13 protein-coding genes are annotated in these 18466 nt (G+C 72.4%); 4 read left to right on the forward strand and 9 right to left on the reverse strand.

Annotated features, from left to right (window positions below; translation table 11 throughout):
- Nucleotides 1-46: 46 nt before the first annotated feature.
- From cds1 to QOZ86_RS17585, 7 genes are all read right to left on the reverse strand, one after another.
- Nucleotides 47-1162, reverse strand: a complete 1116-nt coding sequence (gene cds1 / locus QOZ86_RS17555) for an L-cysteine desulfhydrase Cds1 (protein WP_284493266.1) — start codon at nucleotides 1160-1162, stop codon at nucleotides 47-49.
- Nucleotides 1159-2271 (reverse strand): ABC transporter ATP-binding protein, encoded by a 1113-nt coding sequence (locus QOZ86_RS17560; protein ID WP_284493267.1) that lies wholly within the window; start codon nucleotides 2269-2271, stop codon nucleotides 1159-1161. Before QOZ86_RS17560 ends, cds1 begins: the two co-directional genes overlap by 4 nt.
- Nucleotides 2268-3149 carry an ABC transporter permease subunit gene (locus tag QOZ86_RS17565; RefSeq protein ID WP_284493268.1) on the reverse strand — a complete coding sequence of 294 codons (882 nt, stop codon included), beginning with the start codon at nucleotides 3147-3149 and terminating at the stop codon, nucleotides 2268-2270. The genes QOZ86_RS17560 and QOZ86_RS17565 overlap by 4 nt, the downstream gene beginning before the upstream one ends.
- Nucleotides 3146-3946, reverse strand: a complete 801-nt coding sequence (locus QOZ86_RS17570) for an ABC transporter permease (RefSeq protein ID WP_284493269.1) — start codon at nucleotides 3944-3946, stop codon at nucleotides 3146-3148. The genes QOZ86_RS17565 and QOZ86_RS17570 overlap by 4 nt, the downstream gene beginning before the upstream one ends.
- 107 nt (nucleotides 3947-4053) lie before the next feature.
- On the reverse strand, nucleotides 4054-5193 hold the full coding sequence (locus QOZ86_RS17575) for an ABC transporter substrate-binding protein (protein ID WP_284493270.1): 1140 nt from the start codon (nucleotides 5191-5193) through the stop codon (nucleotides 4054-4056).
- A 142-nt stretch (nucleotides 5194-5335) separates the two neighbouring features.
- Nucleotides 5336-6121: an enoyl-CoA hydratase/isomerase family protein gene (locus QOZ86_RS17580; RefSeq protein WP_284493271.1), complete on the reverse strand. Its 786-nt coding sequence runs from the start codon at nucleotides 6119-6121 to the stop codon at nucleotides 5336-5338.
- 104 nt (nucleotides 6122-6225) lie between these two features.
- Nucleotides 6226-6993, reverse strand: coding sequence for an ABC transporter ATP-binding protein (locus tag QOZ86_RS17585; protein WP_284493272.1), 768 nt, complete (start codon nucleotides 6991-6993; stop codon nucleotides 6226-6228).
- Nucleotides 6994-7103: 110 nt separating this feature from the next.
- On the opposite strand from QOZ86_RS17585, the gene glgX reads away from it, so the two are divergent.
- Entirely contained in the window at nucleotides 7104-9254 is a 2151-nt protein-coding gene (gene glgX, locus QOZ86_RS17590) for a glycogen debranching protein GlgX (protein WP_284493273.1), read from the forward strand.
- An 84-nt stretch (nucleotides 9255-9338) separates the two neighbouring features.
- On the opposite strand, the gene QOZ86_RS17595 is transcribed toward glgX, so the two are convergent.
- The gene (locus QOZ86_RS17595) at nucleotides 9339-10301 is read right to left on the reverse strand and encodes an FHA domain-containing protein (RefSeq protein ID WP_284493274.1); all 963 of its coding nucleotides are present in this window, start codon (nucleotides 10299-10301) and stop codon (nucleotides 9339-9341) included.
- Between the two features lie 122 nt (nucleotides 10302-10423).
- Nucleotides 10424-12973 (reverse strand): alpha-glucan family phosphorylase, encoded by a 2550-nt coding sequence (gene glgP, locus QOZ86_RS17600; protein WP_284493275.1) that lies wholly within the window; start codon nucleotides 12971-12973, stop codon nucleotides 10424-10426.
- 157 nt (nucleotides 12974-13130) lie between these two features.
- Between glgP and QOZ86_RS17605 the strand changes: the two genes are divergently transcribed.
- From QOZ86_RS17605 to QOZ86_RS17615, 3 genes are all read left to right on the forward strand, one after another.
- Nucleotides 13131-15164, forward strand: a complete 2034-nt coding sequence (locus QOZ86_RS17605; protein ID WP_284493276.1) for an alpha-1,4-glucan--maltose-1-phosphate maltosyltransferase — start codon at nucleotides 13131-13133, stop codon at nucleotides 15162-15164.
- A 92-nt stretch (nucleotides 15165-15256) separates the two neighbouring features.
- The gene (gene treS, locus QOZ86_RS17610; RefSeq protein WP_284493277.1) at nucleotides 15257-17077 is read left to right on the forward strand and encodes a maltose alpha-D-glucosyltransferase; all 1821 of its coding nucleotides are present in this window, start codon (nucleotides 15257-15259) and stop codon (nucleotides 17075-17077) included.
- Nucleotides 17074-18441 carry a maltokinase N-terminal cap-like domain-containing protein gene (locus QOZ86_RS17615; protein ID WP_284493278.1) on the forward strand — a complete coding sequence of 456 codons (1368 nt, stop codon included), beginning with the start codon at nucleotides 17074-17076 and terminating at the stop codon, nucleotides 18439-18441. Before treS ends, QOZ86_RS17615 begins: the two co-directional genes overlap by 4 nt.
- Nucleotides 18442-18466: the final 25 nt, after the last annotated feature.

Below are 18466 nucleotides of genomic sequence, written 5' to 3' on the forward strand. Positions count from 1 at the left end.
TACTGCCCGGTAATGCGGTGGGGCGCCGAGGGGCGGGTGAGCCCGGTCACGCACCCCCGCCGGGCGGGGTCCACGCCCCCGTCGCCGTGAAGCGCGCCAGCGTCCCGGTGGCCGCCGTGAGGTCCAGTCCCTGCGCGGCCACCCAGTCGTCTGAGTAGTACGTGCGGGCGTACCGCTCGCCCCCGTCGCACAGCAGGGTCACCACGCTGCCCCGGCGGCCGGCCGCCACCATCTCGGCGACCAGCCCGAAGGCCCCCCAGAGGTTGGTGCCCGTGGAGCCGCCCGCGCGGCGTCCGGTCACCTGCTCCAGGTGCCGCATGGCCGCCAGCGACGCCGCGTCGGGCACCCCGATCATCCGGTCGACGATCGTCGGGACGAACGAGGGCTCCACCCGCGGCCGGCCGATGCCCTCGATGCGCGAGGGCATGCCGGTCATCCAGCCGGGCTCGCCCGCGGCGTAGCCGGGGAGGAACGCCGAGTTCTCCGGGTCGACGACGGCCAGCCGGGTGGGGTGGCGGCGGTAGCGGATGTACCGGCCGATGGTGGCGCTCGTGCCGCCCGTGCCGGCGCCCACGACGACCCATTCGGGGACCGGGTGCCGCTCGGCGGCGAGCTGCTCGAAGATCGACTCGGCGATGTTGTTGTTGCCCCGCCAGTCGGTCGCCCGCTCGGCGTAGGTGAACTGGTCGAGGTAGTGCCCCCCGCACTCGGCGGCCAGCCTCCGCGCCTCCTCGTACATCTCCGGGGCACGGTCGACGTAGTGGCACACGCCGCCGTGGAACTCGATGAGGGCGATCTTCTCCGGGCTGGTGGACCGGGGCATGACCGCGACGAACGGCAGGCCGAGCATCCGCGCGAAGTACGCCTCGCTGACCGCGGTCGACCCGCTGGACGCCTCGACGACCGTGCTGCCCTCGGTGATCTGCCCGGAGCACAGCCCGTAGAGGAACAGCGACCGCGCCAGCCGGTGCTTGAGGCTGCCGGTGGGATGGGTCGACTCGTCCTTGAGGTAGAGGTCGACGCCCCACTCCGGCGGCAGCGGGTAGACGAGCAGGTGCGTGTCGGCGCTGCGCCGGGCGTCGGCCTCGACCACGGCGACGGCCCGGTCCACCCACGCCCGGCCCGCCGGGTCGGAGCGGTCGACCACCGCTTCGGCGGTCATGCCGGCTCGGCCGGCGCCACCAGGACCGGCCGGTCGGCAGGGGTGACCCCCACCGGAGCACCCGGGGTCAGCAGCTGGCTGTCGGCGCTGGCGACGTCGATGCGGACCTCCACGCCGTCGGGCAGGGCGACGAGCACCCGGGTGGAGGCGCCGGAGAACGTCCGGGTGACCACGCGACCCCGGCCGGCCGGATCGGCGGCCACCACCAGCGACTCCGGGCGGACCAGCGCCACGACCGGCCCCCCGGCCGGCGTGGCCCCGGTGACCGGGCGGCGGGTGCCGAGCAGTTCCACCGCACCGCCGGTGAGGATGGCGGGCACCCGGTTCATCGTGCCGACGAACTCCGCCACGAAGGCGGTCGCCGGGCGCTCGTAGAGCTCGTCGGGCGAGGCCACCTGCTCGAGCCGCCCGGCGCGCATGACGCCCACCCGGTCGGCGACCGACAGCGCCTCTGCCTGGTCGTGGGTGACGAAGACGGTGGTGATGCCCAGCTCCAGCTGGATGCGGCGGATCTCCTCCCGGAGCTGCACGCGCACCTGCGCATCGAGGGCCGACAGCGGCTCGTCGAGCAGCAGCACCTGCGGCGCCACCGCGAGGGCCCGGGCCAGTGCGACCCGCTGCTGCTGGCCGCCGGAGAGCTGGTGCGGGTAGCGCTTGCCCCGGTCGGCGAGCCCGACCAGCTCCAGCAGCTCCGCCGCGCGGCCGGCCCGCTCGGACCGCGCCCGGCGCCGCACCCGCAGCCCGAAGGCCACGTTCTCGGCCACGGTGAGGTTCGGGAAGAGGCTGTAGGCCTGGAAGACCATGCCCATGTCCCGCTTGCTCGCCGGGACGCCGGTGATGTCCCGGTCGTCCAGCAGCACCCGGCCGGAGTCCGGCCGGTCGAAGCCGGCGATGGCCCGCAGCGCCGTCGTCTTGCCGCACCCCGAGGGGCCGAGCAGCGCCAGCAGCTCGCCGCCGGCGATCTCGAGGTCCAGCCCGTCGAGCGCGACCACCGGGCCGTAGCGGCGGGTCAGCCCTTCCAGCCGGACCGGCGTGCCGGGGCGGGACCGGAGGTCGGCGGCAGCCGCACCGGTGGGCCCGTGGGACGTCGTCGTCGGCACCGTCGTCATGAGGTCTCCTCGATCCGTCGCCGGCGGTCCAGCGCGGAGATCAGCAGCAGCAGGCCCCAGGTGACCACCAGCGAGAGCACGGAGACCGCCACCGACAGCTGGGGCTGGGAACCGGAGATCCGGACGATCCAGGTGGGGAAGGTCTCGAAGCCGAGGATGGCGGCCACCGTGTACTCGCCCAGCACCAGGGCGAAGGCCAGGAACGAGGCGTTGAGCACGGAGGTGCGCAGCACGGGCAGCACCACCGAGACCAGCACCCGCGGCCAGGAGGCGCCCAGGTTGCGCGCCGCCTCGGTCAGGGTGCGCAGGTCCGCGCCCCGGACGCCGGCGTCCAGCGCCCGGTACACGAACGGCAGCGCCAGCACCACGTAGACCAACACCAGGATCCAGGGCAGCGCCGGCTCCTGGAGGGCGAACATGGCCTCGGCCACCGGGGTGCCGTAGAAGTGCTCGGGCGCCCAGGCGAGCACGCTGCGCACCCCGACGACGAGCGCGATCGGCGGAACGACCAGCGGCATCAGGGTCAGCAGCTCCACCGTCGTCCGCAGCCGCGGGAGCCGCAGCTCCACCAGCACGATCGTCGGCACCATGAGCAGCAGCGCGAGGCCGACGGTGAGCGCGCCCAGGGCCAGCGACCGGCCGAAGGCCGCGGCGAAACCCTCGGCGCCGGGGATGCCGGCGTAGTGCTCGGCGGTGAAGCCCCCGGCCCCGCGGTCGCGGACGGTGAACCACGTGGAGGCGGCCAGCGGGATCGCGAAGTACAGCCCGAGCACGACCAGGACGGCGACCCGCCAGCCACCGCGGCGGCGGACCGGACGCACCGGGGCCGGTGGCTCGACGCTGCCGGCGCCCGCGACGCCCTCTGCCAGGGCTGTCACGTCATCCACCGCTGGGTGCGCCGCTGGACCCAGGCGTAGAAGGCCATGACCAGGCCGACGACGACCACCATGCCCAGGGCGAGCGCCTTGCCCAGGTTCTCCGCACCGACGACGACGTTGCTCGACAGCGCGTCGGCGATCTGCAGGGTGACCAGCGGGACGCTGCTGCCGACCAGCGCCTTCGCCGTCGCGTACGCCGCGAACGAGGAGGCGAACAGCAGCATGGTGGCGCCGATGACCGGCGGCGCGAGCACCGGTCCACCCACGTGCCGCCAGTACTGCCAGCTGCTGGCGCCCAGGTTGTCCGCCGCCTCCCGCCACTGCGGCCGCAGCGCCTCGAGCGCGGGCGTGATCGTGAGGACCATCAGGGGGATCAGGAAGTACAGGTAGACCAGCGCCAGGCCGGTCATCGAGTACAGCGAGAAACCGCCCAGCCCGAGGCCGAGCGTGTCGGTGAGCAGGGCGGTGACCACCCCGGCGTTGCCGATCGTGGCGAGGAACGCGAACGCCAGCGGGATGCCGCCGAAGTTCGCCAGCACGCCCGAGGCGGTGAGCACCAGCCGTCGCAGCAGCCGGCCGCGCCGTGCCCGCAGCACCGCCACGGCGAGCGCCAGGCCGAGCGCCGCCCCCAGCACCGCGGTCACCGCCGACAGCTGCAGGCTGCCGAGGTAGGCCCGGCGATAGGGCCCCTCGGTGACCGCGGCGATCGACGCGGTGGACCAGCTCTCCTCGAACGTGGTCGGGTCGGTGGCGCGGAACGCCTCGATCGCCAGCACCGCGATCGGGAGCAGCAGCACGACCGCGACGTAGAGCAGGAACGGCAGGGCGCCGAGCCACGCCAGCAGGCGGCCGCGCCGGTCCCCGGAGGAGACCGGCGCGGCCGCCGCCGTCGTCGTCTGCGTGCTCAGCCGGACATCTCCGCGTTCCAGCGCTCAGCGACCACCTGTTGCGCCGCCGTCTGCTGCTCCTCGGTCGGGAACTCCGCCGTGCCCTCGACCTCGGGGAGCAGGGCGAGCGCCTCGGCGTCCGCGGTGCCGTCCTCCTGCATCACCGGCAGCCGGACGGGGCGGGCACCACCCTCGAGCCAGATGTTCTGGCCCTCGTCGCTGTAGAGGAACTCCTGCCACAGGCGGGCGGCGGCCGGGTGCGGGGCGAACGTGTTGATCGCCTGGCTGTAGTAGCTGCCGAAGAGCCCGTCGGTGGGCACGTGCACCTCCCACTCGACGCCCTGGTCGGCGAAGTCCTCGGTGAACGAGGCGTTGAGGTAGTCCCAGTCGATCGAGATGGGCGTCTCGCCGCTCTGGATCGTGGCGGGGGTGATCTCCACCGGGTTGAAGTTGCCGACGTCCTTGATCTGGCTGAAGAAGTCGATCCCCGGGCCGATGTCGTCGAGGCTGCCCCCGTTGGCCAGCGAGGCGGCCCACACGCCGCTGAACGCCGCCGCGGCCTGGGTCGGGTTGCCGTTGAGGGCGACCTGGCCGGCGTACTGGGGCTCCAGCAGGTCGGCGAACGTGGTCGGGCACTCGGCGATCACCGAGGCGTTGCAGCCGATGGAGATGTAGCCGCCGTAGTCGTTCACCCAGTGACCGTCGGGGTCCTTCTGGTCGTCGGGGATGTCCTCCCAGGTCTGGACCTGGTACGGCGCGGTCAGGTCCTGCGCCTGGGCCTGGCGGGCGAACGCCGTGCCCAGGTCGAGGACGTCGGGGGCGCGGTCCTGGCCCCGCTGGCTGGTCACCGCGTTGAGCTCGTCCTGGCTGGAGCCGTCCGGGGTGGCCTCGTTGACCTCGATGCCGTACTTCTCGCTGAAGGTGTCGATCATCTCGCCGTAGTTGGCCCAGTCCCGCGGCAGCGCGATGACGTTGAGCTCACCCTCGGCCTGGGCCGCCTCGATCAGCGCCTCCATGCCTCCGGCCTCCTCGGCGGACGCCGCCGTCGCCAGATCGGAGCCCGCACCGGCCGAGCCGCCCTCGTCCGATCCGCAGGCGGTCAGCGCCAGGCCGGCGGTGACCGCCGCGACCGCGGTACGCAGGGTGCTTCGTCGCACATGTCCTCCTGAGGTGGGGTCCGTCCCGCGCAAGGTCCTGGTGACCCTGCCGGACGGCCTCGGGGATTGTCGCCGACCGGTTACCGCCCTGGGCAGTACCGCAGGTGATCGTTATGTGACCGTTGGGCGACGGAGGGCCTGCTCAGCGCCCGGTGAAGGTCGCCTTGCCCGGGCCGCTCTCCAGGAACGATCGCATGCCGGCGGCCTGGTCCTCGGTGTCGAACAGCTCGGCGAACAGCCGGCTCTCCAGGTCCAGGCCCTCGTCGAGCGGGAGGTCGAGCCCCTCGTCGATCGCCCGCTTGGCCGCGGCCAGCGCCAGCGGCGGCCCCGCGGCGAGCTTCCGTGCCATGGCCCGCGCGGTCTCGTACACCTCCGCGTCGGGGACCACGGCGTCGGCCAGCCCCATGTCCATCGCCTCCTCGGCACCGACGTGCCGGCCGGTGAAGACCAGGTCCTTCGCCCGGGCCGGGCCGACCAGGCGGGCCAGCCGCTGGCTCCCGCCGGCCCCCGGGATCACGCCGAGCAGGATCTCCGGCTGGCCGACCTTCGCCGACGCGCCGAGCACCCGGAAGTCGGCGCACAGCGCCAGCTCGTAGCCGCCGCCGAGGGCGTAGCCGGTGACCGCGGCGATGACCGGCTTCGGGATGCCGGCCACGGCCCGGAACGAGTCCTGCAGCTCCTTGCCCCAGGCCGTCATGCCGGCGGCGTCGAGCTGCGACATCGCCTTGATGTCGGCGCCGGCGGCGAACACCCGCTCGCCGCCGTAGATGATCACGGCGCGCACGTCGGTCCGCTCGCCGGCCTCGACCGCCGCGGCCCGCACCTCCAGGTGCAGCTGCTCGTCGATCGCGTTCATCTTCGGCCGGTCGAGGCGGATGGTGCCGACTCCGTCCTCGACCTGCAGCGTCACGAACTCGGGCTCGGCCATGTGCGGTACCTCCAGGTGCGGACGACGTCGTCGAGGGCACCCTAGAAGGGACCCCGTCCACCCCGCCGCTCGCAGGCTCGTGGCGGGCCCCTGGACGGGGCCGTTCAGGTCGCGCGGCGGGCGGTGAACCGGCCGTCGGTGCGGGTGAGCGACAGCGGGAGCCCGAAGGTGTCCGAGAGCGTCGCGGCGGTGAGCACGTCGTCGGCGGCGCCCGCGGCCACCACCTCGCCGTCGCGCAGCAGCAGGGCGTGGGTGTACCCGGGCGGGATCTCCTCGACGTGGTGGGTGACCAGCACCTGCGCCGGCGCGTAGTGGTACTTCGCGAGGTCGGTGAGCCGGGCGACGAGGTCCTCCCGCCCGGCGAGGTCCAGTCCCGCACCGGGTTCGTCGAGCAGCAGCAGCTCCGGGTCGGGCATGAGCGCCCGGGCGATCTGGGTGCGCTTGCGTTCGCCCTCGCTCAGCGTGCCGAAGGGGCGGTGCGCGTACTGAGCGACGCCCCACTGCTGCATGAGCAGCCCGGCGCGGGTGAGGTCGTGGACGTCGTACCGCTCCCGCCACCGTCCCACCACGGCGTAGCCCGCCGAGACGACGACGTCGCCGGTGCGCTCGGCGCCGCTGATGCGCTGGGCCAGCGACGCACTGGTGAGGCCGATCCGCGGGCGCAGCTCGAAGACGTCGACCGCGCCCAGGGTCTCCCCCAGCAGCCGGACCTCGCCGCGGGTCGGGTGCATCAGCGCCGCGGCCAGCTGCAGCAGCGTCGTCTTCCCCGCCCCGTTGGGCCCGAGCACCACCCACCGGTGGTCGGCCTCGACGCTCCAGTCGACGCCGCGCAGCAGGTGGTCCTGCCCGCGGACGACGTCGACACCGGTCATCCGTACGACCGCGCCCTCAGGGGCGCCAGGGTTCGACACGCCCCCATCCAACCAACCTTCCCCGCCGTCGGTGCGCCCGCTCCGGGCCCGGAGTTGGCACGATCACGCAGGTGACCGACTCCCCCGCTGCCGGATCCCTGGTCCCCGGGGTGCTTCCCGGCACGCCCACCCCGCTCGGCGCCTCCTGGGACGGCCGCGGGACGAACTTCGCGCTGTGGTCGGCCGGCGCCTCCGCCGTCGACCTGTGCCTGTTCACCCCCGACGGCACCGAGCAGCGTCACCGGCTGGAGGAGACCACCCACCAGGTGTGGCACGGCCGGCTGCCCGGCGTCGGGCCCGGCCAGCGCTACGGGTACCGCGTGCACGGCGGCTACGACCCGCGGTCCGGCCTGCGGTACAACTCGGCCAAGCTGCTGCTGGACCCCTACGCCCGCGCCGTCGACGGCGAGCTGCGGCTGGACCCGGCCCTGTTCGGCCACCCCGCCGACGGCGTGGACTCCGCGGTGCCCGACCCCCGGGACTCCGCACCCTTCGTCCCGCGCGGCGTGGTGGTCCACGACCCGTTCCCGTGGGACGGCGACCGGCCGCTGCGCCGTTCCTGGTCGGACACCGTCATCTACGAGGTGCACGTCAAGGGCGCCACCGCCGCGCACCCCGGCGTACCGCCGCACCTGCGCGGGACGTACGCGGGGCTGGCGCACCCGGCGTTCGTGGAGCATCTGCTGGCGCTCGGGGTCACCGCGGTGGAACTGCTGCCCGTCCACCACTTCGTCAGCGAGCCGCACCTGCTGCGCCGCGGCCTGACCAACTACTGGGGCTACAACACCCTCGGCTACTTCGCCCCGCACGCCGCCTACAGCGCCTCCGGCAGTGGTGGCGGCCAGGTCACCGAGTTCAAGACGATGGTGAAGGAGCTGCACGCCGCCGGCATCGAGGTGATCCTCGACGTCGTCTACAACCACACCGCCGAGGGCGACCACACCGGGCCGACGCTGTCGTTCAAGGGCATCGACAACCCCGGCTACTACCGCCTCGACGGCGCCAACCCCGCCCGCTACACCGACTACACCGGCTGTGGGAACACCCTCGACGTGCGCCGGCCGGCGGTGCTCGGCCTGCTCATGGACTCGCTGCGGTACTGGGCCACCGAGATGCACGTCGACGGCTTCCGGTTCGACCTCGCCTCGGCGCTGGCCCGCTCGATGCACGACGTCGACCGGCTCTCGGCCTTCTTCGACGTCGTGCACCAGGACCCGGTGGTCAGCCAGGTGAAGCTCATCGCCGAGCCGTGGGACGTCGGCCCGGGCGGCTACCAGGTGGGCAACTTCCCGCCACCGTGGACGGAGTGGAACGGCAAGTACCGCGACACGGTGCGCGACGTCTGGTCCGGTGCGCACGTGGGCGTCCGGGACCTGGCGTACCGGCTGACCGGGTCGTCCGATCTCTACCGCTCCGACGGCCGCCGCCCGTTCGCCTCCATCAACTTCGTCACCGCGCACGACGGCTTCCCGCTCGCCGACCTGGTCACCTACGAGCAGAAGTGCAACGAGGCCAACGGCGAGGACAACCGGGACGGCGAGAGCCACAACCGGAACTGGAACTGCGGCGTCGAGGGCGAGACCTCCGACCCGGACGTGCGGGCGCTGCGGGCCCGGCAGGCCCGCAACCTGCTGACGACGCTCCTGCTGTCCACCGGGGTCCCGATGCTCACGGCCGGCGACGAGCTCGGCCGGACACAGCGCGGCAACAACAACGCCTACTGCCAGGACAACGAGCTCTCGTGGCTGGACTGGGAGCACGTGGACGAGGACCTGAGGGCCTTCGTCACCCGGCTCGTGCGGCTGCGCCGCGGCGCCCCGGTGCTGCGCCAGGAGGCGTTCTTCGAGGGCCACGAACTGCCTGGGACCGGGGGCACCCGCGACCTGGCGTGGTTCGCCCCCGCCGGCGGCCAGCTCACCACCGCCGACTGGTTCGACACCAGGCTGCAGACCGTGGGCATGTACCTGGACGGCCGCGGCATCCGGCACCGCGACGAGCACGGTCACCCCGTGCTCGACGACTCCTACCTGGTGCAGCTGCACGCCGGGCCGGAGCCGGTGACCGTGACGCTGCCCGGACCGCCCTGGGCCGATGGCTACGAGCTGGTGCTCGCCACGGAGTATCCCCGCGGCACGCCGCCCGAGCTCACATTCCTCGCACCGGGGCCGGTCGAGGTCCCCGGCCGCTGCGTCTGGCTGCTGCGCATCGAACGCCGCCCCTGATGCCAGTGCGACGAAGTCGTGGCCATCAGCGCTCGATGGCCACGACTTCGTCGCACTCGGACGACCTCCGCCCGGGGCGCCCCGCTATTCCTGCGGCTGCTCGAAGGTGATGACGGTCCAGCCCAGCAGCAGGCGGTCGCCGTCGGAGAGCGGGTGGGCCACCCCCGGCTCCAGCTGGGTCCACTCGGTGGCCTCGGGGCCGGCGACGTGGGTGCCGTTGAGCGAGCCCAGGTCGACCAGCGAGACCTCACGACCGGAACGGGTCAGCGCGGCGTGCGCCGAGGACAGCACGTTCTGGGTGTCGGCGATCGGCACGGCCCGCGCCGATCCGCTGCTCACCATCTCGTGGTTGTCGGGGCGCCGGCCCAGCACGAGGTCCTCGTCGATCGTGACGACCATGCCGTCGTCGAAGCGCAGGATCGGCGCGGCGTCCGACGGGTCCGGGCGCCAGAAGGCGGTCTGCTCACCGGACTCCGGACGGGCCGCCGACGCCGACGAGGAGCCGCGGGTCGCGCCGAACCCGGCGTCGGTGCCGGCCGAGAACGGCGACTGCGCCGGCGCTGCGGCCGTGGGCGCCGCGCCGACCGGGGCGGGACCGGTCAGGTGCAGCGTCGCGCCGCTCCCGGGCACGGTGCCCTCGACGAGGTCGTAGCTCACGCCTGGCGGGGTACCGGGGGCCGACTGACCGGGGCCGACGTACAGCGACTGCCCCAGCGAGAAGCCGGACGCGAGCGTGCCGCCGTCCACCGACGAGCCGGAGACGGGGACGCCGTCGACGGCCGGCTGGCCTTTGCCTGCCCAGAGCGCGACGCCGGTACCGGCGTCGCTGGTCAGGACGAGCGCGAAGGAGGCGCCGCCGGAGGCGAGCGAGCTCACCTGCGCCCCTACGGCGGCCAGGACGCGGTCGGCGCCGGGACCCGCCACGCCCAGGCAGGCGTGGAGAGCCGACACCAGGGCGGGCGAACCGGGAGCGTCGACCCACAGCAGGCCGCCGCCACGGCGGGCGACGACGGCATCTCCGGGGAGGACTTCACAGCGGTCGGGCATGGCGTCCAGCCTAGTGATGTCCAGCCGGTCTGGCTGGGCGCAGGCTCCCGCCACGCCGGGGTGTCGCGACGTCACACGAGGTCACTGTGGTCGGCGTGGTCCGAGTGTCCGCTGTGCTGTCGTCAGGCGATGCTCACCACGCCGAGCTCCGCCGGATCGGCCAGGTACTCGGAGTGCGGGAGCACCCGCACGGTGTAGCCGAAGGCGCCGGTCCGCTCGAGGGGGACCGTGGCGGTGAACCAGTGCCGCGAACCGTCTCCGTGCTCGTGGGTCATCGGCACCGTCGTCACCTCGTGCAGCCCGTCGGCGTCGTCCACCCGGCCGTAGGCCGCCTGCACCTCGACGTCGGCGGGCTCGAGGCCGGGCAGCTCCACCTCGGCGCGCAGCGCCACGCTCGACCCGATCTCCGGGGTGTCCCCGGCTCCGGTCGCCTCCACGTGGGCGACCCGGACGTCGTGCCAGTGGTGCAGCAGGTGCGCGCGCCACGCGGCCTCGGTCCGCGCCGGGGCGTAACCGTCGGTGGCCATCGCGCGAGCCGACCCCGCGGCCGGCACGTAGAGCGCCTGCACGTAGTCGCGGACCATCCGCGTGGCCAGCACCTTGGGCCCGGTCTCGCGCAGCGTGTGCCGGACCATCTCCACCCACCGGCCCGGGACCCCGTCGCGGTCGGTCTCGTAGAACCGCGGGAGCACCTGGGTGTCGAGCAGCTCGTAGATCGCCCGCGCCTCGACCTCGTCCCGCCGGTCCTGGTCGCTCACGCCGTCGGCGGTCGGGATCGCCCAGCCGTTCTGGCCGTCGAACCACTCGTCCCACCAACCGTCGCGGATGGAGAGGTTCAGGCCGCCGTTGAGCGCGGCCTTCATCCCGGAGGTCCCGCAGGCCTCGAGCGGCCGCAGCGGGTTGTTCAGCCAGACGTCGCAGCCCCAGTAGAGGTAGCGGGCCATGCCGATGTCGTAGCCGGGCAGGAAGGCGATCCGGTGGCGGATCTCCGGGTCGTCGGCGAACGCGACCATCTGCTGGATGAGCTTCTTGCCGCCGTCGTCGGCCGGGTGGCTCTTCCCGGCGATGACGAGCTGCAGCGGACGTTCCGGGTCGAGCAGGAGCGCCTTGAGCCGTTCGGGGTCGCGCAGCATGAGGGTCAGCCGCTTGTACGAGGGCACCCGCCGGGCGAAGCCGATGGTGAGGACGTCGGGGTCGAAGGCGGTGTCGGTCCAGCCGACCTCTACCCCGGTCGCGCCGCGCGAGAGCGCCGTCTCCCGGATGCGGCGGCGGACCTCGTCGACCAGACGGGCCCGCAGCCTGCGGCGGGTCGCCCACAGCTCCGCGGCGGGGATGCGGTCCACCCCGTCGAAGTGCACCGGGCCGTCGATGTACACCGAGTCACCCTGGCTCGACGTCTGGGTGCCCATCTCCACCAGCTCGCGCGCGGTCCAGGTGGGGGCGTGCACGCCGTTGGTGATCGAGCCGATCGGCACGTCGCGCTCGTCGAAGCCCGGCCACAGATCATTGAACATCCCGCGGCTGACGTGCCCGTGCAGCATGCTGACGCCGTTGGCGCGCTGGCCGAGCCGCAGCCCCATGTGCGCCATGTTGAACTTCGCCGGGTCGTCCTCTGACCCGAGCGGGAGCAGCTGGTCCATGGGCACGCCGAACCCGGTGAAGTAGCGCTCGATGAGGGCCTTCGGGAACCGGTCGATGCCTGCCGGCACCGGCGTGTGCGTGGTGAACACGGTGCCGGCGCGGACCGCCTGCAGTGCCTCGGCGAAGGTCAGGCCGTGCGCCTCGGTCAGCTCGCGGATGCGCTCGACGCCCTGGAAGCCGGCGTGGCCCTCGTTGGCGTGGAACACCTCCGGCTGCGGGGTGCCGGTCAGCGAGCAGTAGGCGCGCAGCGCCCGCACGCCGCCGATGCCCAGCAGCATCTCCTGGCGGAGGCGGTGGTCCTCGTCGCCGCCGTACAGCCGGTCGGTGACCAGCCGCTCGACGGGGGTGTTCTCCTCGATGTCGCTGTCGAGGAGCAGCAACGACACCCGGCCGACCTGGACGCGCCAGACGTGCGCGTGCAGGGTGCGGCCCTCGGGCAGCGGCACGTTGATGACCACGGCCGAGCCGTCGGCCTGGCGCAGCAGCTTGATCGGCAGGCCGTGCGGGTCGAGGGACGGGTAGTGCTCCAGCTGCCAGCCGTCGGCCGACAGCCCCTGGCTGAAGTAGCCGGCCCGGTAGAGCAGACCCACGCCGATCAGGGGGACGCCGAGGTCGGAGGCCGCCTTGAGGTGGTCGCCCGCAAGGATGCCCAGCCCGCCGGAGTACTGCGGCAGCACCTCGCTGATGCCGAACTCCGCGGAGAAGTAGGCGATCGTCGCCGGCACCTCGGCCCCCAGCGACTGGTACCAGCGCGGGGTGGCGAGGTACTCCTCGAGGTCGTCGACCGCGTCGGTCAGCCGGCGGACGAAGCGTCGGTCCTTGGCCAGCGCCGCGAGCCGATCGGCCGACACCTCGCCGAGCGCACGCACCGGGTCCCCGCCGCAGCGCTGCCACAGGTCCGGGTCGAGGGTCTCGAACAGGTCCCGGGTCTCCGCGTGCCAGGACCAGCGGAGGTTCATCACCAGCTGGGACAGCGGCAGGAGCGGCTCGGGCAGAGCGGCACGGACGGTGAACCGACGGAGAGCTCGCACCGGACGAGACTAACGAGTCCCGGCGTACCGGGGAGGCTTCTCCGGAGACTTCCCGGTACGCCGCGCCGGCGTCCCCGGCAGCTCGGACGGGTGAGACGGCGGGGGCAGATGATCGGCCGAGATGCTGGTGGGGCGGCACCTCGATAGCGTGACCCGGATGAATGGCCGCGCTGACCTCCGCCTCGGCATCACCGATGTCGCCCCCGTCGTGTCCGGCGGGTCCTTCTCGGCCCGTGCGGTCGTCGGGGAACACCTGCCGATCACCGCCACCGTCTTCCGCGAAGGCCACGACGCCGTCGCGGCGAACGTCGTCTGGACCGCCCCGGGTGAGGACGACTCGACCGCACCCTTCGTGCGCATGGCGAAGCTCCCGCCGGAACCCGACCGCTGGATCGCCGGCGTCGTCCCGGACCGGGAGGGGCGGTGGTCGTTCTGCGTCGAGGCGTGGAGCGACCCGCTCGCCACGTGGAAGCACGCCGTCGAGGTGAAGGTGGAGGCCGGTCAGGGGCCGGACGAGCTCGCCAACGACCTGGAGGAGGGCGCCCGGCTGCTGGACCGGGTCGCCGCCGGGGCCGACGGCGGGTGGCGGGACCGCGTCGCCGCGGCAGCCACGGCCCTGCGCGACTCCTCCCAGGAGCTCACCGTGCGCATCGCGCCGGCGCTCGCGGCCGGTCTCCAGCGCTACCTGTACGAGCACCCGGTGCGCGAGCTGGTCACCCGCTCGCCGCGGTACGAGGTGTGGGTCGACCGGCGCGAGGCGCTCTACGGCTCCTGGTACGAGTTCTTCCCGCGCTCGGAGGGGCCGGTGGTCGGAGGCGCGCCGACGCACGGGACGTTCACCACCGCCGGCGACCGGCTGCCCGCGATCGCCGACATGGGTTTCGACGTCGTCTACCTGCCCCCGATCCACCCGATCGGCAAGGTCAACCGCAAGGGCCCGAACTCCCCGCAGTTCCCCGGCGGCAACCCGCACGACATCGGCCCGGACGAGGTCGGGTCACCCTGGGCCATCGGCAGCGACGAGGGCGGGCACGACGCCGTGCACCCGCAACTCGGCACGATGGACGACTTCCGCGCGTTCGTGCAGCGCTCCCGCGATCTCGGCATGGAGGTCGCGCTCGACCTCGCGCTGCAGGCGGCGCCCGACCACCCGTGGGTCGCCGCGCACCCGGAGTGGTTCACCACCAAGCCGGACGGCACGATCGCCTACGCGGAGAACCCGCCGAAGAAGTACCAGGACATCTACCCGGTCAACTTCGACAACGACCCCGAGGGCCTCTACGCCGAGGTGCTGCGGGTCGTGCGGGTGTGGATGGACGCCGGCGTGCGGATCTTCCGCGTCGACAACCCGCACACCAAGCCGCTGAACTTCTGGCACTGGCTGATCTGGGAGGTCAAGAAGACCGATCCGGACGTGCTCTTCCTCGCCGAGGCGTTCACCCGGCCGGCGATGATGCACCAGCTGGCCAGGCTCGGGTTCACGCAGTCCTACACGTACTTCACCTGGCGCACGGAACGGCAGGAGCTCGAGGAGTACGGCCGGGAACTGGCCGCGAACAGCCACTACATGCGGCCGAACTTCTTCGTGAACACCCCGGACATCCTGCACGAGTCGCTGCAGTTCGGCGGCCCGCCGATGTTCAAGATCCGGGCCGCGCTCGCCTCGATGATGAGCCCGACGTGGGGCGTCTACTCCGGCTTCGAGCTGTTCGAGCACGTGGCGGTGAAGCCGGGCAGCGAGGAGTACCTCGACAGCGAGAAGTACTCGCTGCGTCCCCGTGACTGGGCCGGCGCCGAGACGTCGGGCCGCAGCCTCGCCCCGTACCTGCGGCGGCTCAACGAGATCCGGCGGGCGCACCCGGCACTGCAGCAGCTGCGCACGCTGCGGTTCCACCAGGTCGACAACCCGAACCTGCTCTGCTTCACCAAGACCGACCCCGGGTCGCAGGACGCCGTCCTGGTCGTGGTCAACCTCTCGAGCCACAACACCCAGATCGGGACGACGGCGCTGGACCTGCCTCTCCTCGGTCTGGACTGGCACGAACGCTTCGCGGTCACCGACGAGCTCAGCGGCGCCCGGTACGACTGGGGCCAGTTCAACTACGTGGAGCTCGACCCCTACCGGGACCCGGCGCACGTCTTCGCGGTCACCTTCCCGCGGTCCGTGCAGTTCCCCCCGCCTATCGCCTGAGAATCGATTCCCGGCCCCGTCCCGGGTCCCGCCCTGAGCCTGCGAAGGGTGGGGAGGACGGGGTCCTTCTACCGAGAGGGAACCCACTCCCGATGACCGTTCCCGTCCCCGACTCCCGAGGCAACCACTCCCCGCTCCCGCCGCCCGGGACCGATCCCGAGTGGTACAAGCGCGCGGTCTTCTACGAGGTCCTGGTCCGCGGCTTCTCGGACAGCAACGCCGACGGCGTCGGCGACCTGCGCGGCATGATCGACAAGCTGGACTACCTCCAGTGGCTGGGTGTCGACTGCCTGTGGCTGCCGCCGTTCTTCGCCTCGCCCCTGCGTGACGGCGGCTACGACGTCAGCGACTACACCGCCGTCCTGCCGGAGTTCGGCAACATCGAGGACTTCCACGAGTTCCTCGACGAGGCCCACGCCCGGGGGATGCGCGTGATCATCGACTTCGTCATGAACCACACCTCGGACCAGCACCCCTGGTTCCAGGCCAGCCGCAGTGATCCGGACGGCGATTACGGTGACTTCTACGTATGGGCCGACGACGACACCGGCTACGCCGACGCGCGGATCATCTTCGTCGACACCGAGAGCTCGAACTGGAGCTTCGACCCGGTCCGCAAGCAGTACTTCTGGCACCGCTTCTTCTCCCACCAGCCGGACCTCAACTTCGAGAACCCGAAGGTGCAGGAGGCGATCATCGACGCCCTGCGCTTCTGGCTGGACCTGGGCATCGACGGCTTCCGGCTCGACGCCGTCCCCTACCTCTTCGAGGAGGAGGGCACCAACTGCGAGAACCTGCCGAAGACCCACGAGTTCCTCAAGCACGTGCGCAAGGTGGTCGACGCCGACTACCCCGACACGGTCCTGCTCTGCGAGGCCAACCAGTGGCCGGCCGACGTCGTCGAGTACTTCGGCGAGAACGGCGACGAGTGCCAGATGGCCTTCCACTTCCCGGTCATGCCGCGCCTGTTCATGGCCGTCCGCCGGGAGCAGCGCTTCCCGATCTCGGAGATCATGGCCCAGACGCCGGCCATCCCCGACAACTGCACCTGGGGCGTCTTCCTCCGCAACCACGACGAGCTGACCCTCGAGATGGTCACCGACGAGGAACGCGACTACATGTGGGACGAATACGCCAAGGATCCCCGCATGAAGGCCAACATCGGCATCCGCCGGCGGCTGGCCCCGCTGCTGGACAACGACGTGAACACCCTCGAGCTGTTCAACGCGCTGCTGCTGTCGCTGCCCGGGTCGCCGGTCCTCTACTACGGCGACGAGATCGGGATGGGCGACAACATCTGGCTCGGTGACCGCGACGGCGTCCGCACCCCGATGCAGTGGACCCCCGACCGCAACGGCGGCTTCTCGACCGCGGACCCCCAGCGCATGTACCTGCCGCTCAACCAGGACCCGGTCTACGGCTACCAGGTCACCAACGTGGAGTCGCAGCTGCGCAACACCAACTCGTTGCTGCAGTGGCTGCGCCGGATGATCCAGGTCCGCGGCCAGCACCCCACGTTCGGCCTGGGCAGCTTCGCCGAGATCGGGTCGCGCAACCCCACGGTGCTGTCGTTCGTCCGCGAGTTCGGCGACGACGTGGTGCTGTGCGTGAACAACCTGTCGCGGTTCCCGCAGCCGGTCGAGCTGGACCTACGGCGGTTCGAGGGCTACACCCCGGTCGAGCTCACCGGCCGGGTGGAGTTCCCGCAGATCGGCGTCCTGCCGTACATGCTGACCCTCGCCGGGCACGGCTTCTACTGGTTCGAGCTCTCCAAGCCGACCGAGCCGGCCCCCGACGAGCACGAGGACTGGGCCAACGCCACCTCCAGCGCCGTCGCCGACTCCCTGCTGGCCGCCGGGGTGGTCAGCGCCGCTGACGAGACCCCGTCCGACGAGTCCGGAGGCCCCCGATGAGCGCACTGACAGAGCTGTTCCGCGAGTGGATCCCGCAGCAGCGGTGGTTCGGCGGCAAGGGCCGGGAGTGGGCCGGCGTGACCGAGGAGGGCTTCTTCCTCGACCGCGGGAACCCCGTGCTATCGGTCCACCGGGTGCAGATCGAGTACACCGACGGTGCCCGCGAGACCTACCTGGTGCCGTTGTCCTGGCGGGACCAGCAGGCCGACGAACTGGAGACGGCGTTCATCGGCGCGGTCGCGAACGAGGGGAACGAGACGTTCGCCTACGACGCGATGCGGGATCGCGAGGCCACCGCGCCCTGGCTGATCCACCTGGCCCAGGGATCGTCGGTCGGCCCGATGCACTTCTCCCCCGCCGGCGACGGCGACATCCCCGAGGGGCTGCCCGGCGACATCGTCTCCACCGAGCAGAGCAACACGTCCCTGGTCTACGGCCAGGAGGCGATCTTCAAGCTGTTCCGGCGGCTGGAGCCCGGGCTGAACCCGGACGTGGAGATCCACGGCGCGCTGCACCGGGCGGACAACCCGCACATCGCCTCCCTGCTGGGGCACGTGGAGATCGACGACCCGTCGGGGGCGGAGCCCGCCACGGTGGCCATGCTCCAGACGTTCGTGCCCAACGCCAGTGACGGCTGGCGGCTGGCCACCGCGAGCGTCCGGGACCTCTACGCCGAGGGGGACCTGCACGCCGATGAGGTGGGCGGCGACTTCGCGGCCGACAGCGAGCGGCTGGGTGCGGCCACGGCATCCGTGCACGCCGACATGGCGGAGGTCCTGCCCACGGAGGACGCCGCGGCGGAGTGGTTCACCACCGTCTCACGGCAGATGTCGGAGCGGCTGGACGCGGCGATCGAGGTCGTGCCCCAGCTGGCGGAGTACGCCGACGTCCTCCGGGACGTGTACGCCGCCGTCGCCGGTACCGACGAGCGGGTGGTCCGCCAGCGGGTGCACGGCGACCTCCACCTCGGCCAGGTGCTGCGCACCGTGACCGGCTGGATCATCCTCGACTTCGAGGGCGAGCCCGCCAGGCCGCTGGCGTCCCGCCGGGAGCTCGACAGTCCGCTGCGCGACGTGGCCGGGATGCTGCGCAGCTTCGACTACGCCGCCCGGCACCTGCTCGTGGAGCAGCCGGAGGACCCACAGCGCGAGTACCGCGCCCAGGAGTGGGCGGCCCGCAACCGTGCCGCCTACTGCGCCGGCTACTCCGGGGCCAGTGGCCTCGACCCGTGCGGCGATTCACCACTCCTCCGGGCGTTCGAGGCGGACAAGGCGGTTTACGAATGCGTCTACGAGGCGAGGAACCGCCCGCACTGGCTGATGATCCCGCTGCAGTCGATCGCCCGGCTCGCCGGCCGCGACTGAGGCACCGAACCGACGGACCAGAGCA

The organism is Blastococcus capsensis (assembly GCF_030165005.1).
Lineage (GTDB): Bacteria > Actinomycetota > Actinomycetes > Mycobacteriales > Geodermatophilaceae > Blastococcus > Blastococcus capsensis.

What these genes read in the sequence shown, in the direction of transcription:
- cds1 (WP_284493266.1), bottom strand. Translation starts at nt 1,162, where the DNA reads ATGACCGCCGAAGCGGTGGTCGACCGCTCCGACCCGGCGGGCCGGGCG.
- QOZ86_RS17560 (WP_284493267.1), bottom strand. Translation starts at nt 2,271, where the DNA reads ATGACGACGGTGCCGACGACGACGTCCCACGGGCCCACCGGTGCGGCT.
- QOZ86_RS17580 (WP_284493271.1), bottom strand. Translation starts at nt 6,121, where the DNA reads ATGGCCGAGCCCGAGTTCGTGACGCTGCAGGTCGAGGACGGAGTCGGC.
- QOZ86_RS17585 (WP_284493272.1), bottom strand. Translation starts at nt 6,993, where the DNA reads ATGACCGGTGTCGACGTCGTCCGCGGGCAGGACCACCTGCTGCGCGGC.
- QOZ86_RS17595 (WP_284493274.1), bottom strand. Translation starts at nt 10,301, where the DNA reads ATGCCCGACCGCTGTGAAGTCCTCCCCGGAGATGCCGTCGTCGCCCGC.
- QOZ86_RS17605 (WP_284493276.1), top strand. Translation starts at nt 13,131, where the DNA reads ATGAATGGCCGCGCTGACCTCCGCCTCGGCATCACCGATGTCGCCCCC.
- treS (WP_284493277.1), top strand. Translation starts at nt 15,257, where the DNA reads ATGACCGTTCCCGTCCCCGACTCCCGAGGCAACCACTCCCCGCTCCCG.
- QOZ86_RS17615 (WP_284493278.1), top strand. Translation starts at nt 17,074, where the DNA reads ATGAGCGCACTGACAGAGCTGTTCCGCGAGTGGATCCCGCAGCAGCGG.